11 protein-coding genes, 1 tRNA gene and 1 riboswitch are annotated in these 15,952 nt (G+C 62.5%); of the genes, 10 read left to right on the top strand and 2 right to left on the bottom strand.

Annotated features, from left to right (window positions below):
• Positions 1-148 precede the first annotated feature (148 nt).
• The gene (gene ahpF, locus Q0248_RS05265) at positions 149-1,696 is read left to right on the top strand and encodes an alkyl hydroperoxide reductase subunit F (protein WP_299320517.1); all 1,548 of its coding nucleotides are present in this window, start codon (positions 149-151) and stop codon (positions 1,694-1,696) included.
• 139 nt (positions 1,697-1,835) lie between these two features.
• Here the strand turns inward: ahpF and Q0248_RS05260 are convergent, their stop codons facing one another.
• Positions 1,836-2,609, bottom strand: coding sequence for a peroxide stress protein YaaA (locus Q0248_RS05260; RefSeq protein WP_299320515.1), 774 nt, complete (start codon positions 2,607-2,609; stop codon positions 1,836-1,838).
• 255 nt (positions 2,610-2,864) lie between these two features.
• On the opposite strand from Q0248_RS05260, the gene Q0248_RS05255 reads away from it, so the two are divergent.
• The 7 genes from Q0248_RS05255 to trxB all read left to right on the top strand — a co-directional run bounded on the left by Q0248_RS05255 (position 2,865) and on the right by trxB (position 11,376).
• Positions 2,865-5,990, top strand: a complete 3,126-nt coding sequence (locus Q0248_RS05255) for a P-loop NTPase fold protein (RefSeq protein WP_299320514.1) — start codon at positions 2,865-2,867, stop codon at positions 5,988-5,990.
• A 36-nt stretch (positions 5,991-6,026) separates the two neighbouring features.
• Entirely contained in the window at positions 6,027-7,508 is a 1,482-nt protein-coding gene (locus Q0248_RS05250) for a PepSY domain-containing protein (protein ID WP_299320512.1), read from the top strand.
• A 543-nt stretch (positions 7,509-8,051) separates the two neighbouring features.
• A tRNA-His gene (locus tag Q0248_RS05245) sits at positions 8,052-8,128 on the top strand.
• Positions 8,129-8,193: 65 nt separating this feature from the next.
• On the top strand, positions 8,194-9,066 hold the full coding sequence (locus tag Q0248_RS05240; protein ID WP_299320511.1) for an HAD-IB family phosphatase: 873 nt from the start codon (positions 8,194-8,196) through the stop codon (positions 9,064-9,066).
• On the top strand, positions 9,063-9,731 hold the full coding sequence (gene ung, locus Q0248_RS05235; protein WP_299320509.1) for a uracil-DNA glycosylase: 669 nt from the start codon (positions 9,063-9,065) through the stop codon (positions 9,729-9,731). The genes Q0248_RS05240 and ung overlap by 4 nt, the downstream gene beginning before the upstream one ends.
• Positions 9,732-9,876: 145 nt before the next feature.
• Entirely contained in the window at positions 9,877-10,380 is a 504-nt protein-coding gene (locus tag Q0248_RS05230; protein ID WP_211788370.1) for an RNA polymerase sigma factor, read from the top strand.
• A 48-nt stretch (positions 10,381-10,428) separates the two neighbouring features.
• Positions 10,429-11,376 (top strand): thioredoxin-disulfide reductase, encoded by a 948-nt coding sequence (trxB, locus tag Q0248_RS05225; RefSeq protein WP_299320507.1) that lies wholly within the window; start codon positions 10,429-10,431, stop codon positions 11,374-11,376.
• 139 nt (positions 11,377-11,515) lie between these two features.
• Here trxB and Q0248_RS05220 read toward each other — a convergent pair whose 3' ends face one another.
• Positions 11,516-12,946: an aspartate ammonia-lyase gene (locus Q0248_RS05220; RefSeq protein WP_299320506.1), complete on the bottom strand. Its 1,431-nt coding sequence runs from the start codon at positions 12,944-12,946 to the stop codon at positions 11,516-11,518.
• 485 nt (positions 12,947-13,431) lie between these two features.
• Positions 13,432-13,544: riboswitch (TPP riboswitch) on the top strand.
• 153 nt (positions 13,545-13,697) lie between these two features.
• Between Q0248_RS05220 and thiS the strand changes: the two genes are divergently transcribed.
• The gene (gene thiS, locus Q0248_RS05215; RefSeq protein ID WP_299320503.1) at positions 13,698-13,901 is read left to right on the top strand and encodes a sulfur carrier protein ThiS; all 204 of its coding nucleotides are present in this window, start codon (positions 13,698-13,700) and stop codon (positions 13,899-13,901) included.
• A 59-nt stretch (positions 13,902-13,960) separates the two neighbouring features.
• The gene (gene thiC / locus Q0248_RS05210) at positions 13,961-15,787 is read left to right on the top strand and encodes a phosphomethylpyrimidine synthase ThiC (protein ID WP_299320540.1); all 1,827 of its coding nucleotides are present in this window, start codon (positions 13,961-13,963) and stop codon (positions 15,785-15,787) included.
• Positions 15,788-15,952 lie beyond the last annotated feature (165 nt).

The following is a 15,952-nucleotide window of genomic DNA, read 5'->3' as shown; positions in this document are numbered from 1 at the left end:
CGCACGAGACCGAGCTAGTCACTATAGCTCCTCGAGCCATCTGCTAGGGGAGAAGGAGCCGCCAGTGGTGTGCTTCTTCTCCCCTATCTTTACCCCACGACTCCACCCTAGTACCCCAAGACCCTAGCATCATCTAGCCTTTACCCCTATGACCCTAGACCAGAATATCCTCGAGCAGCTGCGTGGCATCTTCGCCCAGCTCGAGCAGTCCTATACCCTCCTCGTCGAGAACGACGGCTCGCCCAAGGGCGCCGAGCTCCTCACCCTCGCACGTGACTTCGCCTCCACCAGCGAGCGCCTCAGCTACGAGGAGCGCCCCAGTGCGACGCTCCGACTGAGTCTGCTGCGCGGCAGCGAGCCTACGGGCATCTCCTTCCGCGCCATCCCCGGCGGGCACGAGTTCACCTCCCTGATCCTCGCCGTCCTGAATGCCGACGGCAAGGGTAAGAACCTACCCGAGGAGGTCTTCGTCCGTCGCATCGCTGCCCTCAAGGCTCCGCTGCGCCTGACCACCTATGCCTCCCTCAGCTGTACCAACTGTCCCGAGGTCGTGCAGGCGCTCAACCTCATGGCCCTCTATAACCCCGGACTCGAGCACGAGATGGTCGATGGCGCCCTCTTCCAGGCTGAGGTCGACCGCCTCGGCATCGCCAGCGTGCCCGCCGTATATATGGGGGACGAACTCATCCACGTCGGTAAGGCCTCCCTCAGCGAGCTCCTCCTCGCCCTCGAGGCTAAGGTAGGCGCCGAGCCCATCAGTGCCGAGCCCATCCGCCGCGCCTATGACCTCGTCGTCGTCGGGGGTGGCCCCGCAGGCATCGCCTCCGCCATCTACTCCGCCCGCAAGGGGCTCAAGGTAGCCGTCGTGGCCGAGCGTATCGGCGGTCAGGTCAATGAGACGACGGGCATCGAGAATATCCCCTCCGTGGCGCACACCACGGGCACGCAGCTAGCCGCAGACCTACGCAAGCACGCCGAGGTCTACTCCATCGCCCTGCTGGACAACCGTCAGGTAGAGCGTATCGAGCTGGTGCAGGGGCTCAAGGAGCTGCACACCAACCTCGGTGAGATCATCGCCACAGAGCAGGTCATCATCGCTACGGGCGCCAGCTGGCGTAAGCTCGGCGTGCCAGGCGAGGCCGAGTACATCGGTCGCGGGGTAGCCTTCTGCCCCCACTGCGACGGGCCCTTCTTCAAGGGCAAGGACATCGCCGTCATCGGCGGGGGTAACTCGGGCATCGAGGCCGCCATCGACCTGGCGGGCATCTGCAAGAGCGTCACCGTGCTGGAGTATGCCGACACGCTGCGCGCCGACACCGTCCTGCAGGACAAGGCAGCGAGCCTCACCAACGTCACCATCCGCACCGCCATGGCCACCAAGGAGGTCCTCGGCGATGGCGCCAAGGTCACGGGGCTCAAGGTAGCCCCTCGTGACGGCGGCGACGAGGAGACGCTCGCGCTGGATGGCCTCTTCGTACAGATCGGGCTGGCAGCCAACACCAAGGCCTTCGACGGACTCCTCGAGCTACGCCGCGGGGAGATCATCATCGACGAGCGCTGCCGTACCTCGGTCGAGGGTATCTACGCTGCGGGCGACTGTACGACCGTGCCCTACAAGCAGATCGTCATCGCTATGGGCGAGGGCGCTAAGGCTGCCCTGACGGCCTTCGACGACCGCATCCGCTCGGGCAAGTAATCCCGCGGCGGACGGCACGCCAAGATCTCTTCTGTATTCCAAGGCACAGCGCCCCGAGTCGCTTCGGAGACTCGGGGCGCTGTCTGTATAGGGCTATGGGGCGGCGCGCTGCCTCGTTCAGGCGGCTCAGCGGGCTCGGCTAGGACTCCAGCACGTAGACCCATTCGTCCGCGGTGGACTCCGCGGGGCTGTAGACGAAGCCCTCGGGCGCGAGCGCCTGCACGGCCGCCAGATCCTCGGTAGGCTGGCGCAGCAGCGTCCCCGCCATCGTGCCGCGGGCCATCTTGGTATAGACGACGATCTGCTTGAGCCCGCCGTCGGGGCGCCGCACGTAGAAGCTCGGGGTGATCACCCGTAGCGCCCGACGCACCTCCTCCCAGTGGAAGAGCCCCCGCATCTCGTCGCTCGCGAGGAAGAGCAGCGTCCCGCCGCAGGCCTGCCCCCGCTCGATGAGGACAGGCGTCAGCAGGTCGCGCCAGTAGTCGAAAAGGCGCCCCTCGCCCAGCCCCTCGAGGCGTACCGTCCCCTCCATGCGGTAGGGACGGATGAGGTCACTGGGGCGCAAGAGGCCATAGACGAAGGAGGTCATCAGGAGGTGCTCCGTGGCGTACTGCCACTCCTCGGCGCTGAGCGTCGGCGCGTCAAGCTTACGGTAGACCATGCCCGAATAGCTGAGCAGCGCCTGCTGCTCGGGCGTACCCTCGTCGAAGAAGCTACGCTGACGGCGGTAGACCTCCTCGCCGAGCTTCGGGCTGAGGCCGAGGGCGCGCCCCAGCTCCTCGGCGCTGAGCCGCAGCGACTGGGCGATGATACGCTCGGCCTCGTTCTGGAAGCGTGCGCGTGTGTGGGTGAAGTGCGCGGCCAGCCGCTTGCGCTGGGTGAAGGTCTTGGCTGGGGAAATGAGTAGAAGCATCCTTGGCTGAATCTAGGTGAATGGCGGGCGGCGGCGTGCTGCGCCGCTGCCCTCGCCTCCACCAAAGGTAAGGCTTCCTGACTGATATCCCTCAACGTGCTAACTGATACCCCTCACGCGCGCCACGGACGGCCCTCAGCCCGCTGACTGATATCCCTCACGGCCCCTCCCCACTAGCCGCAGCCCGCCGCCCCTTAGCTCCGCGCGCCTGCTCCGCCAATTCGCCTTATCTTTATACCCATAAAACAGAGCACGATGAGCCCCAACGAAGAAACCCAAAACCAAGCCACGGACAGCCAAGCCACAAGCCAGGAGGCTACCCCCGAGCCCAAAGTCCCTTCCCTCCAGGAAGTCCACGAGGCTCCCCCCGAGCCCCAAGCCTCCCCCGTGAAAACGACCTGCAAGGCTAGCCCTAGCCTCCTCCGCAAGTGCTGGAGCGAACTCCGAGCATTCCTCTGCCTAGTCCGAGCACTCCTTAGTATCATATCCTGGGAGGCGACCAATATACTCGAATACCTCTTCGGCGTACTGGCTGAATCTCGTGTACCCATCGTCCTTTGGGTGCTCTTCGTATTCCTCCACAAGCCTATCGAAGAGTTCGCAGTCGAGCGCCTTGTAGCCCCAGTCCTCGCTCACTTCGATACGGGGATAATACCTAGCTCCACGATGCTGGTGCTGGCTCTTTGCTTTGCCGTCTATGCTTTCCTCCTCTGCAGTAGGCGCTATGTTGTACGAGGTAAGTGGGTACTGACGGCTCTCATGGTCTTATTAGGGTACTACTATTACCGCTGCACTCCGCAGGATCTCGAAGCCATTGCCCCCTTTAGATTTGCTCTGCTCTTCGATGGCGCGTGGCCACCCTACCTTGCCTCCCGAGTCGCGACACTTCAGCCACAGCGGTGGGCCTTTGCTGATATCATCCCTTTCACCTGCATTTTACTCCTTCTTGTTTGGGGCTATCGCTACGTATTCCTAGGCATCAAGCAGCTGGCACAGATACGTCGCTGCAGCTGGACAGCCATCCGAGGCACCATCACCTCCTGGGTCGAAAAGTTCAAGAAGCGTTACGCTCCCTTTGTTCGAGAACAGACGCGGAAGCAGGCTCACAAGGTGAAGGGCTTCCTCACCGACCATCCCCTGACCGAGGAGGAGGAAGAGCTCAGCGGCTGGACGAGCCAAGCGCAGACCTTGACTCAGAAGCTCCTCGCTACCGATACCACGCGCGCGGCCTTTAGCCTAGGTATCGTTGCCTCCTGGGGCGAGGGTAAGTCCTCCTTCATGGGCATCATGCAGCGCTACCTGCAGCAAGCGCAGCGCGAGGTCATCGTCATGCGCTTCAACCCTTGGCTCTACGATAAGGAGGCACAGCTGACGAAGGTATTCTTCGAGGAGCTACGGCGTACGCTTGCCCCCTACAGCAGCAAGCTCTCCAAGAGCATCGACAACTACGCCGACCTGCTGCTTGCGGTAGATAGCGGTTGGCTAAAGCTCACACACCAGCCGCTCCGCCAGCCTCAGCGCAACACTGCGGAGCAGTTCGACAAGCTCTCACGAAACATCCAAGAGCTCGGCAGAAAGGTCGTCATCTTCATCGACGACGTAGACCGCCTGACGCGAGAGGAATTGATGGAGCTCTTCAACCTCGTGCGCAACTCCTCCAATCTCCCTTGCCTCTACTTCGTCCTCGCCTACGACAAGAGCTACGTCCTCAAGACCCTCCAGAGCGACGGCGAGCACATGAGCCGCTACCCCGAGAAGATCTTCCAGGAAGAGTACCCCCTCCCTAAGCTCACCCCCGACAAGATGTGGGCCGCACTGAAGCGATGCCTCAACGAGACACAACTTGGGAAGGGAAACTATATGCTAGTCCAACAGCTCCTTGACGAGCTAAAGGGAAAGGGGGTCAACCTCCCTTATCACTTGGCTACTATCCGTATGGTCAAGCGTATGGTCAACGCCTTTAACTCACGATACGAGCTACTACACGAAGTAGGCGTAGCCCCCTTTGACCTCTTCATCTTCGAGCTCATCTACTACGTCCACCCCAAGGTGTACGACCTCCTCACAGAGATGCACAAGAAAGCCATCGCTAGGCTAGATGCAAGCCCAGAGAAACGTCGGCCTTACTCTACCTATAGTCTCTGTCCTATTTTCTTTAGCCATACCAATACTAAGGGAATGCAATATATTAGTCTCCACCCAGAGGGAGAAGCTTCCTCGGACCCATATAGCGAAGCTTCTTGGAATCCTTACCCTGTTGTGGACGCCCTAAAGAAGCTTGACTTCGGATTAAAGGATGGATACAAGGAGGACATCGTGGTAGAGAACATAGTCGAGCTTCTCGAACTACTATGGGGCAAGGATAGGAAGCCCGCACTAGGGCAGATTAACCACATGGCATACTGGAGGCGTTACTTCTACCGAGGCCTTCAGGTGGGGGAGCTATCGCAAGAAGAGTTCGCCTCCTTCCTTGCGAACATTGACCGATCGGAAAGGAAACAGTGCTTGGAACGCTGGAGTCAAGAAAAGCCTATAGCCTTTATGCAGGAGGTTCTTGGGTATCCCATCCAGCAGCAGATGCAGAGAGAAGGCTTGATCTATAATAAGATGGAAACTATCGTCTATGCCATGTTTGACTGGAATACACTAGCAAGTAAGGATATGGCTTTTGATAGGACGGAGATTGATGCACTCATCAGGAGAGTGAATCTATCGGATAATCTCAAGCGAGCCCTACTGCTTGAGGTACTAAGAGATAAGCAGATTCGAAAGGCTGCCTTTGACTATACAAGAGCATGGCTATGGGGACGGGGACATGAGCTTTTTACCCTCAAGACCCCAGCGCCAAGAGAGGCGGCGAAAGATAAATCTACACTCCTTTCTAGGGAAGATCTTGTAAGGGTACAAGTCTACATGTTCAGGAAGGAGGCTCTAAGGAATACTTCCATTCCTGATCTTTATATGCTGTGGTGGCTGAGGTGTGGGCTAAGAGAGAACCGCGATATCAAGAGAGCTCGAAAGATCGACCAGCTCATGCGCAAGCGCATCGAAAAGGATATCGAAGGGTTTCTAGAGGCTGCCCTCCATCAAACCGACCATAACACTTATGAATTGCTTGACATTCCTTGGAAGAGCCTAACAAAGTTCAATAAGTATCTGAGCAGGCATACTGACAAACCCTACGTAGAGAACTTCCGTGAGTTCTTGAGCATAGCGCTAAAGAGAGAACAAGAGCTTAAGCAAGAGGCTCCTGTCGTTATCAAGATCGAACCTGGGCAGTGGGAGCGTATGCGTAGGCCTAACTTTGGCTCAATAAGGATCTATGCTCTCGACGAAGACCACCCCTTCTTCTTCACCCCACCAGAGGAGAATCAGGCCTAGCCCCCCCGCCGCTATTAACCACACCTTACATATAGTATGCAGATCCGTACATTCATGATCAAGACGCACCGCCTGCTGGGGGCGGTGATGAGCGTCTTCTTTGTCGCATGGTTCCTCTCAGGGATCGTGCTCATCTACAAGCCTTACCCGAAGTACACTCAGGACGAAGCGCTGGCACATAGCGCACGCCTCAGGGAGGCGCTACCCAGCACGGACAGCCTCGCGGCCGTCCTTAGGGCGCGCGGGCTGGACACGCTGCAGCTCTCCAGCCTAAGCCTGCAGGGGGGCAGCTATGCCGACAGCCGTGCACGACTCGTACTGCAGCCTGAGGAGGGCGAGCGCGTGGAGCTGGCCTTCGACGGCGACAGCCTCCGCAGCCTCGTCCTCGACCGCGCCTACCTCGAGGACATCGCCAACCGCTGGGGGCAGCGCATCGAGCGCATCGACACCATCCAGGAGCTGGACCAGTGGGTACCCTTCGGTCGCCTGAAGGCGGAGCTCCCCTTCTACCGCCTCCTACTCACGGGCGGCGCGGGGCACGAGGTCTATGTCTCGAGTCTCACGGGGCGCGTGCTGCAGGAGTCCACACGCGTGGAGCGTGCCTGGGCCTGGGCGGGGGCGATCCCACACTGGATCTACTTCACCTGGATCCGCAGCCAGCAGGAGCTGTGGCGCTGGGTCATCATTGTCCTTGGTGCGATCGGGACGATGATGGCGGTGACGGGCTTCTACATCGGCATCTCCTACTACCGCATGCGGGGGCGGAGGAAGGGTAGCAAGCTCTATTCGCCCTTTACGAAGAAGCGCTACCAATGGCACCACGCCTTCGGCACCGTGGGCGGCCTACTGACGATCACCTGGGTGCTGACGGGACTGCTGTCGGTGGTGCACTACCCGTACACCGAGAGCGAGGACTACCCCGTGGAGCGCCTCGAGGGGGCACCGCTTCGCATGGAGGCCTACCGCACCGATCTGGAGGCGCTGCGGCAGGCTGAGCCCGAGCTGCGCCGCCTCAGCTTCTACTCCTGGGGCGACATCCCTCTGCTGCAGGCCGAGGGAGGCGAAGAGGTACACTACGACGACGCCCGCAGCGCGCAGCCCCGCCGCCTGGAGCTCACCGAGGCCGAGATCACGGGCGAAGTGCAGAAGGTCTTCGGCGCGGGGCATCGGTACCGGCGCGACTTCCTCGAGGAGTACGACAGCTATTATATAGATCGCACGCGTAAGCTGCCGCTGCCCGTCTGGCGCATCGCCATCGACACCAAGGAGCACCACAGCTACTACGTCTCGCCCGAGCGCGGCCGCGGTAGGCTCATCGCCGACAACGAGCGGATCGACGCCTGGATGTTCTCCAAGCTGCACCGCCTGCAGTTCACGAAGCTCGTCGCGCAGCCTTGGCTGTGGACGCTCGTGATGTGGAGCTTCCTCCTCATCGGTACGGTCACCTCCGTGACGGGCCTGTGGATGACGGGCGACTACCTCAAGCGCCTCTGGAGGAAGCGCCGCCGTAGACCTTAGTCCCCACCACGTCCCGAGCACGAGCCGCCCAGCGTAGTGCCCTAGGCTCAGCCGCTCGTAGGCGTCGTCCGAGGCCAAAGCAGGCCAGATCAAGGCTAAGGAAGGCCGCCCCTCACCCCTCCCAAGCCAAGCGAAGCAAGCATACCGCGCGACTCCGCCCTAAGCCTCCCGACGTAGCGACTAAGGAGGCGAAGTGCGGCGACCGCCCTAGCCCAGCACGGCGACCGCCCCAGCTCAGCGCCGTGAGGGCTATCCCTCAGCCTCCTGACGGACGTCCCTCACGAGCGCCACGGACGTCCCTCAGCGCCGTGAGGGATATCCCTCGCGTGGCCTCCTCCTTAGCGCGGACGCCGCTCGGAGCTCTGTATCGCAGCGCTCGGCGCCCTACGTGGGGAGCGGGAGGAGGGCGCTAGGCGGCACGCACTCGGGCACTTAGCCTAGGGGCAAAGAGCGGCAGGGCACGACGCGAAGGGCAGGGCAGCAGGCTATTTGGTAGTGTCCGAAAGTCTTCTTATCTTTGCAGCGCTTTAGGGCAATCAGATGGTGGTTGTAGCTCAGTTGGTTAGAGCACTGGATTGTGGTTCCAGGTGTCGCGGGTTCGAGTCCCGTCTTCCACCCCAAGGCAAATGGGCATACGGCAGCGCCGTGTGCCCATCCTTCGTTTACGGCCCAGCATAGTCAGAGGATGTTCCACAGCCATCAGATCACCTTCCTCCGTAGCCTCAGCGCCGAGGAGCAGCATCAGCTCGAGGAGCTCTGTCGCCCACTCGGGCAGGCAGAGCTCCAGCCCCTGCACGCCGCTCCCGAGCTCCATAGGCTGGAGCTTGATCGGGTCGCTGCCGAGGGCGCGCAGGAGCAGGCCGAGCGCCGCCAGCTGCTGGAGCGGCTCCTGCCCTGGGCCCGTGGGCGCTCGATGCCCTTCTACTACCCCAGCTCAGAGGCTAGGCGGCCGATCCGACGTGTGGCCTTCGACCTCGACGGCACACTCATCCGAGACGAACTGATGGTCCTGCTGGCGGGACAGGTGGGACGCGCCGAAGAGATGCAGCAGCTCACCGAGGCCGCGATGTGCGGCGCGCGCCCCTTCCGCGAGAGCTTCGTGGCACGCAGCCAGCTGCTCCTAGGCCTCAGCGAGGCGGAGCTGCTGCGGCCGCTCGATCAGCTGAGCTTCGCCCCCGATGCCGCCGAGCTCATCGCGCAGCTTCAGCAGCGGGGACTGGAGCTGTGCCTCATCACGGGCGCCTACGAGCCTCTAGCGGCCGCCCTCGGCGAGCGCCTCGGCATCCCGCTCGGCTGCGCCAGTGCCCTACGCATGGAGGGCGGGCGGCTGTCGGGACTTGTCGAGGAGGCCATCGTAGACGCCGAGGCCAAGGCACGCTACCTCCACGCCTGGGCGGGCCAAGAGCTAAGCACCACGCTCGCCCTAGGGGACGGAGCCAACGATATCCACATGCTCTCCACCGCGGGCCACGCCCTGCACTACAGCTGTATCGCGCCCTCGGCGCCCTCACTTATCCACCTACTGGAGCTCCTCCAGCGCCTTACCCACATCCTATGAACGTCCGTATCGAAGCCAGCTGGCGCGAGGCCCTCGCCGCCGAGTTCGACAAGCTCTACTTCGGCATCCTCACCGACAGGATACGCAGCGAGTACCAGAGCGGCCGCGCCATCTACCCACCCGCAGGGCAGATCTTCCGCGCCCTGGACCTCTGTCCCCTCGATCGGGTACGCGTCGTCATCCTAGGCCAAGACCCCTACCACGGCGCGGGCCAAGCCGAGGGCCTCGCCTTCTCCGTACCCCCTGGCATCGCCGTGCCGCCGAGCCTGGTGAACATCAAGCGGGAGATCGCCGACGACCTCGGCCGCCCCTCCATCATCAAGGACGGCGAGCTCCTGCCCTGGGTAGAGCAGGGCGTGCTGCTGCTCAATACCACGCTCACCGTCCGCTCGGGCGAAGCCGCCTCGCATCAGGGGCTGGGCTGGGAGACCTTCACCGACGCCGTCATCCAGCTGGTCAGCCAGCGCTGCGCGCACGTCGTCTTCCTCCTCTGGGGTACCCCTGCACGGCGCAAGGCCGCTATAATCGACGCCACGCGCCACTGCATTCTCGAGGCGCCACACCCCTCACCGCTGTCGGCGCACCGCGGCTTCTTCGGCTGCCGCCACTTCTCCCGCGCCAATGCCTACCTCCAGCAGCAGGGTCTCACCCCTATCCAGTGGTAGCCCCTCCTAGGTATAGACGGGCTCAATAATCCCATTTCGTCGGTAGGCGGTAGGGCAGCGGAGAAGTCGTATCTTTGTAAAAAAGGAATAAGCCCCCGCAGTACCCCTGCGGCGCGGCCAGGACAGCTAAAAGAAAGCTAGCACTATGGACGTACTCCAGATACAAAAGGACCTCATCGGGATGCAGGACTATATGAAGAACTTCGCACGTAGCCTCACCAAGGACGAGGCCGATGCTGAGGACCTGACCCAGGACACGACGCTGCGCGTGCTGAACAACTATGATAAGTTCGTCGACAACGTCAACTTCAAGGGCTGGGTGCTGAAGATCATGCGCAACATCTTCATCAATAACTACCACAAGCTCGTACGTACACAGGAGCTCATCGACTATAATGTGGACGCCTACAACGTGCCCCTGATGAGCGACGGCGGGGAGAACACCCCCGAGGGCTCTATGGACATCAAGGAGATCACAGAGGCCATCTCGGCCCTACAGCCGACGCTCAAGGAACCCTTCTCCATGTACGTCTCAGGCTACAAGTACAGCGAGATCGCCGAGACCCTCGGTATACCTCTGGGCACGGTCAAGAGCCGTATCTTCTTCGCCCGCCAGGAGCTGCAGCGCAAGCTACGCGACCTGCGCTAGGCGCCTTACGCCCCTTCCCCCCTTTCCGAATCATAAGGAATACCATATATGAATAGAGAACATCGTCGCAGCCTGATCATCGGCTCAGGCCCAGCAGGCTACACCGCCGCCATCTATGCGGGACGCGCCAACCTCGCTCCCCTCCTCTATGAGGGCATACAGCCCGGCGGCCAGCTGACACAGACCACAGAGGTGGAGAACTTCCCTGGCTACCCCGAGGGCGTCACGGGCCCCGTACTGATGCAGGACCTGCGCAAGCAGGCCGAGCGCTTCGGCGCAGAGGTACGCGCGGGTCTGGCCACTAAGGTAGACCTCTCCCAGCGCCCCTATGTCGTCACCTTCAGCGACGGCGTAGAGGTCGAGGCCGACACGATCATCATCTCCACGGGAGCCTCCGCGAAGTACCTCGGCCTCGAGGACGAGACGAAGTACGCTGGTATGGGCGTCTCAGCCTGTGCTACCTGTGACGGCTTCTTCTACCGTGGCAAGCAGGTCGCCGTCGTCGGTGGTGGCGACACCGCCTGCGAGGAGGCGCTCTACCTGGCAGGCCTAGCGTCCAAGGTCTACATGATCGTGCGCAAGGACCACCTCCGTGCCTCGGACATCATGCGCCAGCGTGTCGAGCAGCACGAGCGTATCACCATCCTTTACGAGCACAATACGGTGGGGCTCTTCGGGGACAATGGCGTCGAGGGTGCCCACCTGGTCAAGCGCCTCGGCCAGCCCGATGAGGAGCACGTGGATATCGCTATCGACGGCTTCTTCCTGGCGATCGGTCACCACCCCAACTCCGAGCTCTTCGCCGACTACCTCGACCTCGACGAGACGGGCTACATCATCACTGAGGGGGCTACCCCACGTACCAAGGTGCCCGGCATCTTCGCTGCTGGCGACGTCGCCGACCCGCTCTACCGCCAGGCCATCACCGCTGCGGCCTCGGGCTGCAAGGCGGCCATCGAGTCCGAGCGCTACCTCAGCGATCAGGGCCTCCTCTAGCGAGCTCCCCCTGAGGGTCGGGAGCTAAGCCCACAAGGCACAGCCCCGAGCCCAACAAAGGGCAAAGGACAGCGCCTCATCCACCCGTGTGGATGAGGCGCTGTCCTTTTTGCTGGGGCGAGGCCTGAGGCCGATCGAGCTACTTGAGTGGCTTGATGTCGAGGCGCACGGGCTGGATCATGTTCTCCGGTGCCAGCACCTTGTCCAGATCCTCCTGGGTAAGGATGCCGTGCTCGATGACCAGGTCGTAGACGCTACGCCCCGTCTCGAGGGCCTCCTTGGCGATCTTGGTGGAGTTCTTGTAGCCGATGATGGGGTTGAGGGCGGTGACGATACCGATGCTGTTGCGCACATAGCTGCGGCAGGTCTCCTCATTGGCTGTGATGCCGTCGATGCAGAGGGTACGCAGCGTGTCGAAGCCCTGGATCAAGAGGTCGATGGACTCGAAGCAGCACTGCGCCATGACGGGCTCCATAGCGTTGAGCTCCATCTGGGAGGCGTCGCCTGCCATGGTGACGCAGAGGTCGTTCCCCATGACCTTGTAGCAGACCTGGCTCATGACCTCGGGGATGACGGGGTTGACCTTGCCGGGCATGATGGACGAGCCGGGCTGCATGGCGGGCAGGTTGATCTCGCCGAGCCCACAGCGGGGGCCGCTGGAGAGCAGGCGCAGGTCATTACAGATCTTGTTGACCTTGACGGCGATGCGGCGTAGGGCAGAGCTGTAGCCGATCATCTCGCTGGTGTCGCTCGTGGCACCGACGAAGTCGTCCGTACGCGTGATAGGCCAGCCCGTGATCTCGGCCATAGCTGCCGTGCAGTAGTCGGCGTACTCGGGCTCAGAGGAGATCCCCGTGCCGATAGCCGTAGCCCCCATGTTGATGGCGAGGAACTGCTGGGCGGCGTAGTCGAGGTTAGCGATCTCGTGGCGCAGGATGGAGGCGAAGCCGCCGAAGGTCTGCCCCAGCGTCATGGGTACAGCGTCCTGCAGCTGCGTACGGCCCATCTTCACCACGTGGGCGAACTGGCGGGACTTGGCCTCCAGCGCCTCGATGAGCTGGATGAAGTGCGGGCGCAGCTTGAGGTGCGAGGCATAGAGGCCGAGGTGGATGGCCGTGGGGTAAGCGTCGTTGGTCGACTGCGAGCCGTTGACATGGTCATTGGGCGAGAGGTACTTGAACTCGCCCTTGGCGTGCCCCATGAGCTCGAGGGCACGATTGCAGATGACCTCGTTGGCGTTCATATTGGTTGTCGTGCCCGCCCCGCCCTGGATCATGTCCACGGGGAACTGATCGTGGTGCTTGCCCTCGAGGAGCTCGTGGCAGGCGGTGACGATGGCGTCCTTCTGCTGGTCGCTGAGCAGCCCAAGGCGGTGGTTGGCAATCGCCGCGGCCTCCTTCGTCCACGCGAGGCCGTGGATGAAGAGCGGGTAGTCGGAGAGGTGGAAGGCGCTGATGTTGAAGTTCTCTACTCCACGCAGCGTCTGCACGCCATAGAGCTTGTCGTTGCTGATCTGGCGTTCGCCGATCAGATCACTTTCTATGCGAAAGTCCTGGACTGATGTAGCCATAGTAGTGACTGGTATAGCTTGATGAATGTTTATCGTAGAGCAAAGGTACTTATTTTTCCCTCCCAGCGCACCCCAAGTTTTAGGCTGTCAAAGGCTTATCCTAGGACAAAAGCACGCAGTACCCACACAAAAGACAGCTCAAAGCACGTCATTCTACCACAAAACACCGCCCGAAGCGCGCCTAGAGCGAGCAAACGGCGTCTTTTTGGCACCCCTCACAGCCGCCGCTCACACCCCACGCAGCCGCCCTGCCTGCCCCTCGCGCTGCTCTACGACTAAGGCCTCCCCTCCCTGAGAGGTATCCCTCACGAGGCTGACCGATAGCCCTTACGCCTCTGACTGCCGTCCCTCAGCGTGCTGATGGATATCCCTCAGCGCGCCCCGACACGCTACGGAGCTGCGCTAGGGCTTATCCTCCCCCCGCCTTACCCCCCAGGTCAAGGCGGCGGAGACAAGGGAAAAGGAAAAAGCCTACCTTTGCCTCAAGCAACTCAAAGGGGTGCTGGCCGTAGACCTCCGTCGTCTACCGCTGTGCTGAGATTATACCCGAGGACCTGATCCAGGTAATACTGGCGTAGGCATAGAGTGAAGGCAAGGACTTGCCGCTTATACTCCATGATCTTCATCTGACCCTCCGGTGCCGCGGTGTATCCCAGCCCGCTGCCGCCCCACGTGCCGCTCCCAGCGCTGCCCGCGGTCTGGCTACTGCATCCCCTAGAGCTGCCCCTATCATCACCTAGTAGCTCTCTCGATGCAGATCACCGTCAACGGCGAGCCCCACCAGCTCCCCACCCCCCTTAGTCTCCGTGAGGCGCTCAGGCAGCTCGGCCTCGAGCTCCCCACACACGCCGCCCTCGCCCTCAACGAGCGGGTCATCCCCCGCAGCGACCTCGACAGCACGCAGCTCCAGGCGGGCGATGCGCTCCTCATCATCCAGCCCACCTTCGGCGGATAGCCCCGAGGCACCCCTTAATCCTTAATCCTCACCCTACACTCCCACCTAAGCCTATGAAGATCAAAGATGTCGTCACCCACGGCCCCCTCTCAGGGTCAGAGAAGATCTACGTCACCAGCCCCCGTATGCCCCACGTACGGGTAGGCATGCGCCGCATCCCCCTCTCGGACACCATAGAGGAGGACGGCAGCCGCAGCCCCAACGCCCCCGTCATCGTCTACGACACGGGTGGCCCCTACACCGACGCCACCTACCAGGTAGACCTCGAGCGGGGCCTGCCGCGCCTGCGCGAGCCCTGGATCGAGGGGCGCGGCAACACCCTCCAGAGCGAGGGCCTCGGCAGCAGCTATGCCCGCCAGCGCCTGGCCCAGCGCGCCCTCGACGGCCTGCGCTACCAGCACGTCGTCCCCCACCCCCGTCGTGCCCAGGGCGACTGCGTGACCCAGCGCTACTACGCCGTGCGCGGCATCATCACCGAGGAGATGGAGTACGTGGCACTGCGGGAGAACCAGCAGATCGAGGAGCTGCGCGAGCGCTACAGCCGCGGCGGCGATCCTAAGGGCGCCGTGCTGCCCGAGCTGGTGACGGCGGAGTTCGTCCGCGAGGAGCTGGCCAGTGGCCGCGCCATCCTCCCAGCGAACATCAACCACCCCGAGAGCGAGCCCATGATCATCGGCCGCAACTTCCTCTGTAAGGTCAATGCCAACATCGGCAACTCCGCCATCACCAGCAGCATTGCCGAGGAGGTAGAGAAGGCTGTCTGGGCGACCCGCTGGGGTGCCGACACCGTCATGGACCTCTCCACAGGCCGCCATATCCACGAGACGCGCGAGTGGATCCTGCGCAATAGCCCCGTGCCCATCGGCACCGTCCCCCTCTATCAGGCACTGGAGAAGGTACACGGGCGCGTCGAGGAGCTGAGTTGGGAGATCTACCGCGACACGCTCATCGAGCAGGCCGAGCAGGGCGTGGACTACTTCACCATCCACGCAGGCCTCAGGAAGGAGCACATCCCGCTGACGCTCGGCCGCCTGACGGGCATCGTCAGCCGTGGCGGGGCGATCATGGCAGGCTGGTGCATCGCCCACGACCGCGAGAGCTTCCTCTACGAGCACTTCGAGGAGATCTGTCAGATCGCCGCGCGCTACGACGTCGCCCTCTCCCTCGGCGATGGGCTACGCCCCGGCAGTATACAGGATGCCAACGACGCGGCACAGATGGCCGAGCTCAAGACCCTAGGTGAACTGAACCGCATCGCCGCCCGCCACTACGTCCAGGTCATGATCGAGGGCCCGGGGCACATCCCCATGCACCTCATTCCTGAGAATATGACGCGCGAGCTCCTCGACTGCGACGAGGCCCCCTTCTATACCCTCGGGCCGCTGGTCTCGGACATCGGCGCGGGCTACGACCACATCACAGGCGCCATCGGGGCGGCCATGATCGGACACCTCGGCACGGCCATGCTCTGCTATGTGACCCAGAAGGAGCACCTGGGCCTGCCCGAGCGCGAGGACGTGCGTCAGGGCGTGGTGACCTACAAGCTCGCCGCCCACGCTGCGGACCTTGCGAAGGGACACCCCACGGCCTACATCCGTGACCACGCGATGAGCAAGGCGCGCTACGAGTTCCGCTGGCGGGATCAGTTCCACCTCGCCCTCGACCCCGAGCGCGCCCGTGAGTACCACGACCAGACGCTGCCCGACGACTCGCACAAGGAGCGGCACTTCTGCTCGATGTGCGGCGAGCACTTCTGCTCAATGCGCGTCAACCGCAGCTTCCGCCAGGCGCTGGTGGCACGTACCGTCGGCCAGGGCGGCGTGCCCGTGGTCGGGCTGGTGCGCCCCAGCGATGTCGCCCCTCATAGCTGCTCGGGCGGCCACTAGCCCATGCGCAGAGACCAAGTCATCGTCCTCACGCCCCCCGAGTGGCGGGGGACGAGCGAGGCGAGCTGGATCGCCTCGCTGCTGCGCCTCGGCGTGGGACGCGTGCACATCCGTAAGCCCGAGGCCAGCACCGAGCAGCTCAGCGCCCTCCTCGAGGCCATCCCC

It is taken from the genome of uncultured Porphyromonas sp. (assembly GCF_938046015.1).
Lineage (GTDB): Bacteria > Bacteroidota > Bacteroidia > Bacteroidales > Porphyromonadaceae > Porphyromonas.
The sequence above is the reverse complement of the archived record's forward strand: the minus strand, read 5'-3'. Positions and strand labels throughout refer to the sequence as shown.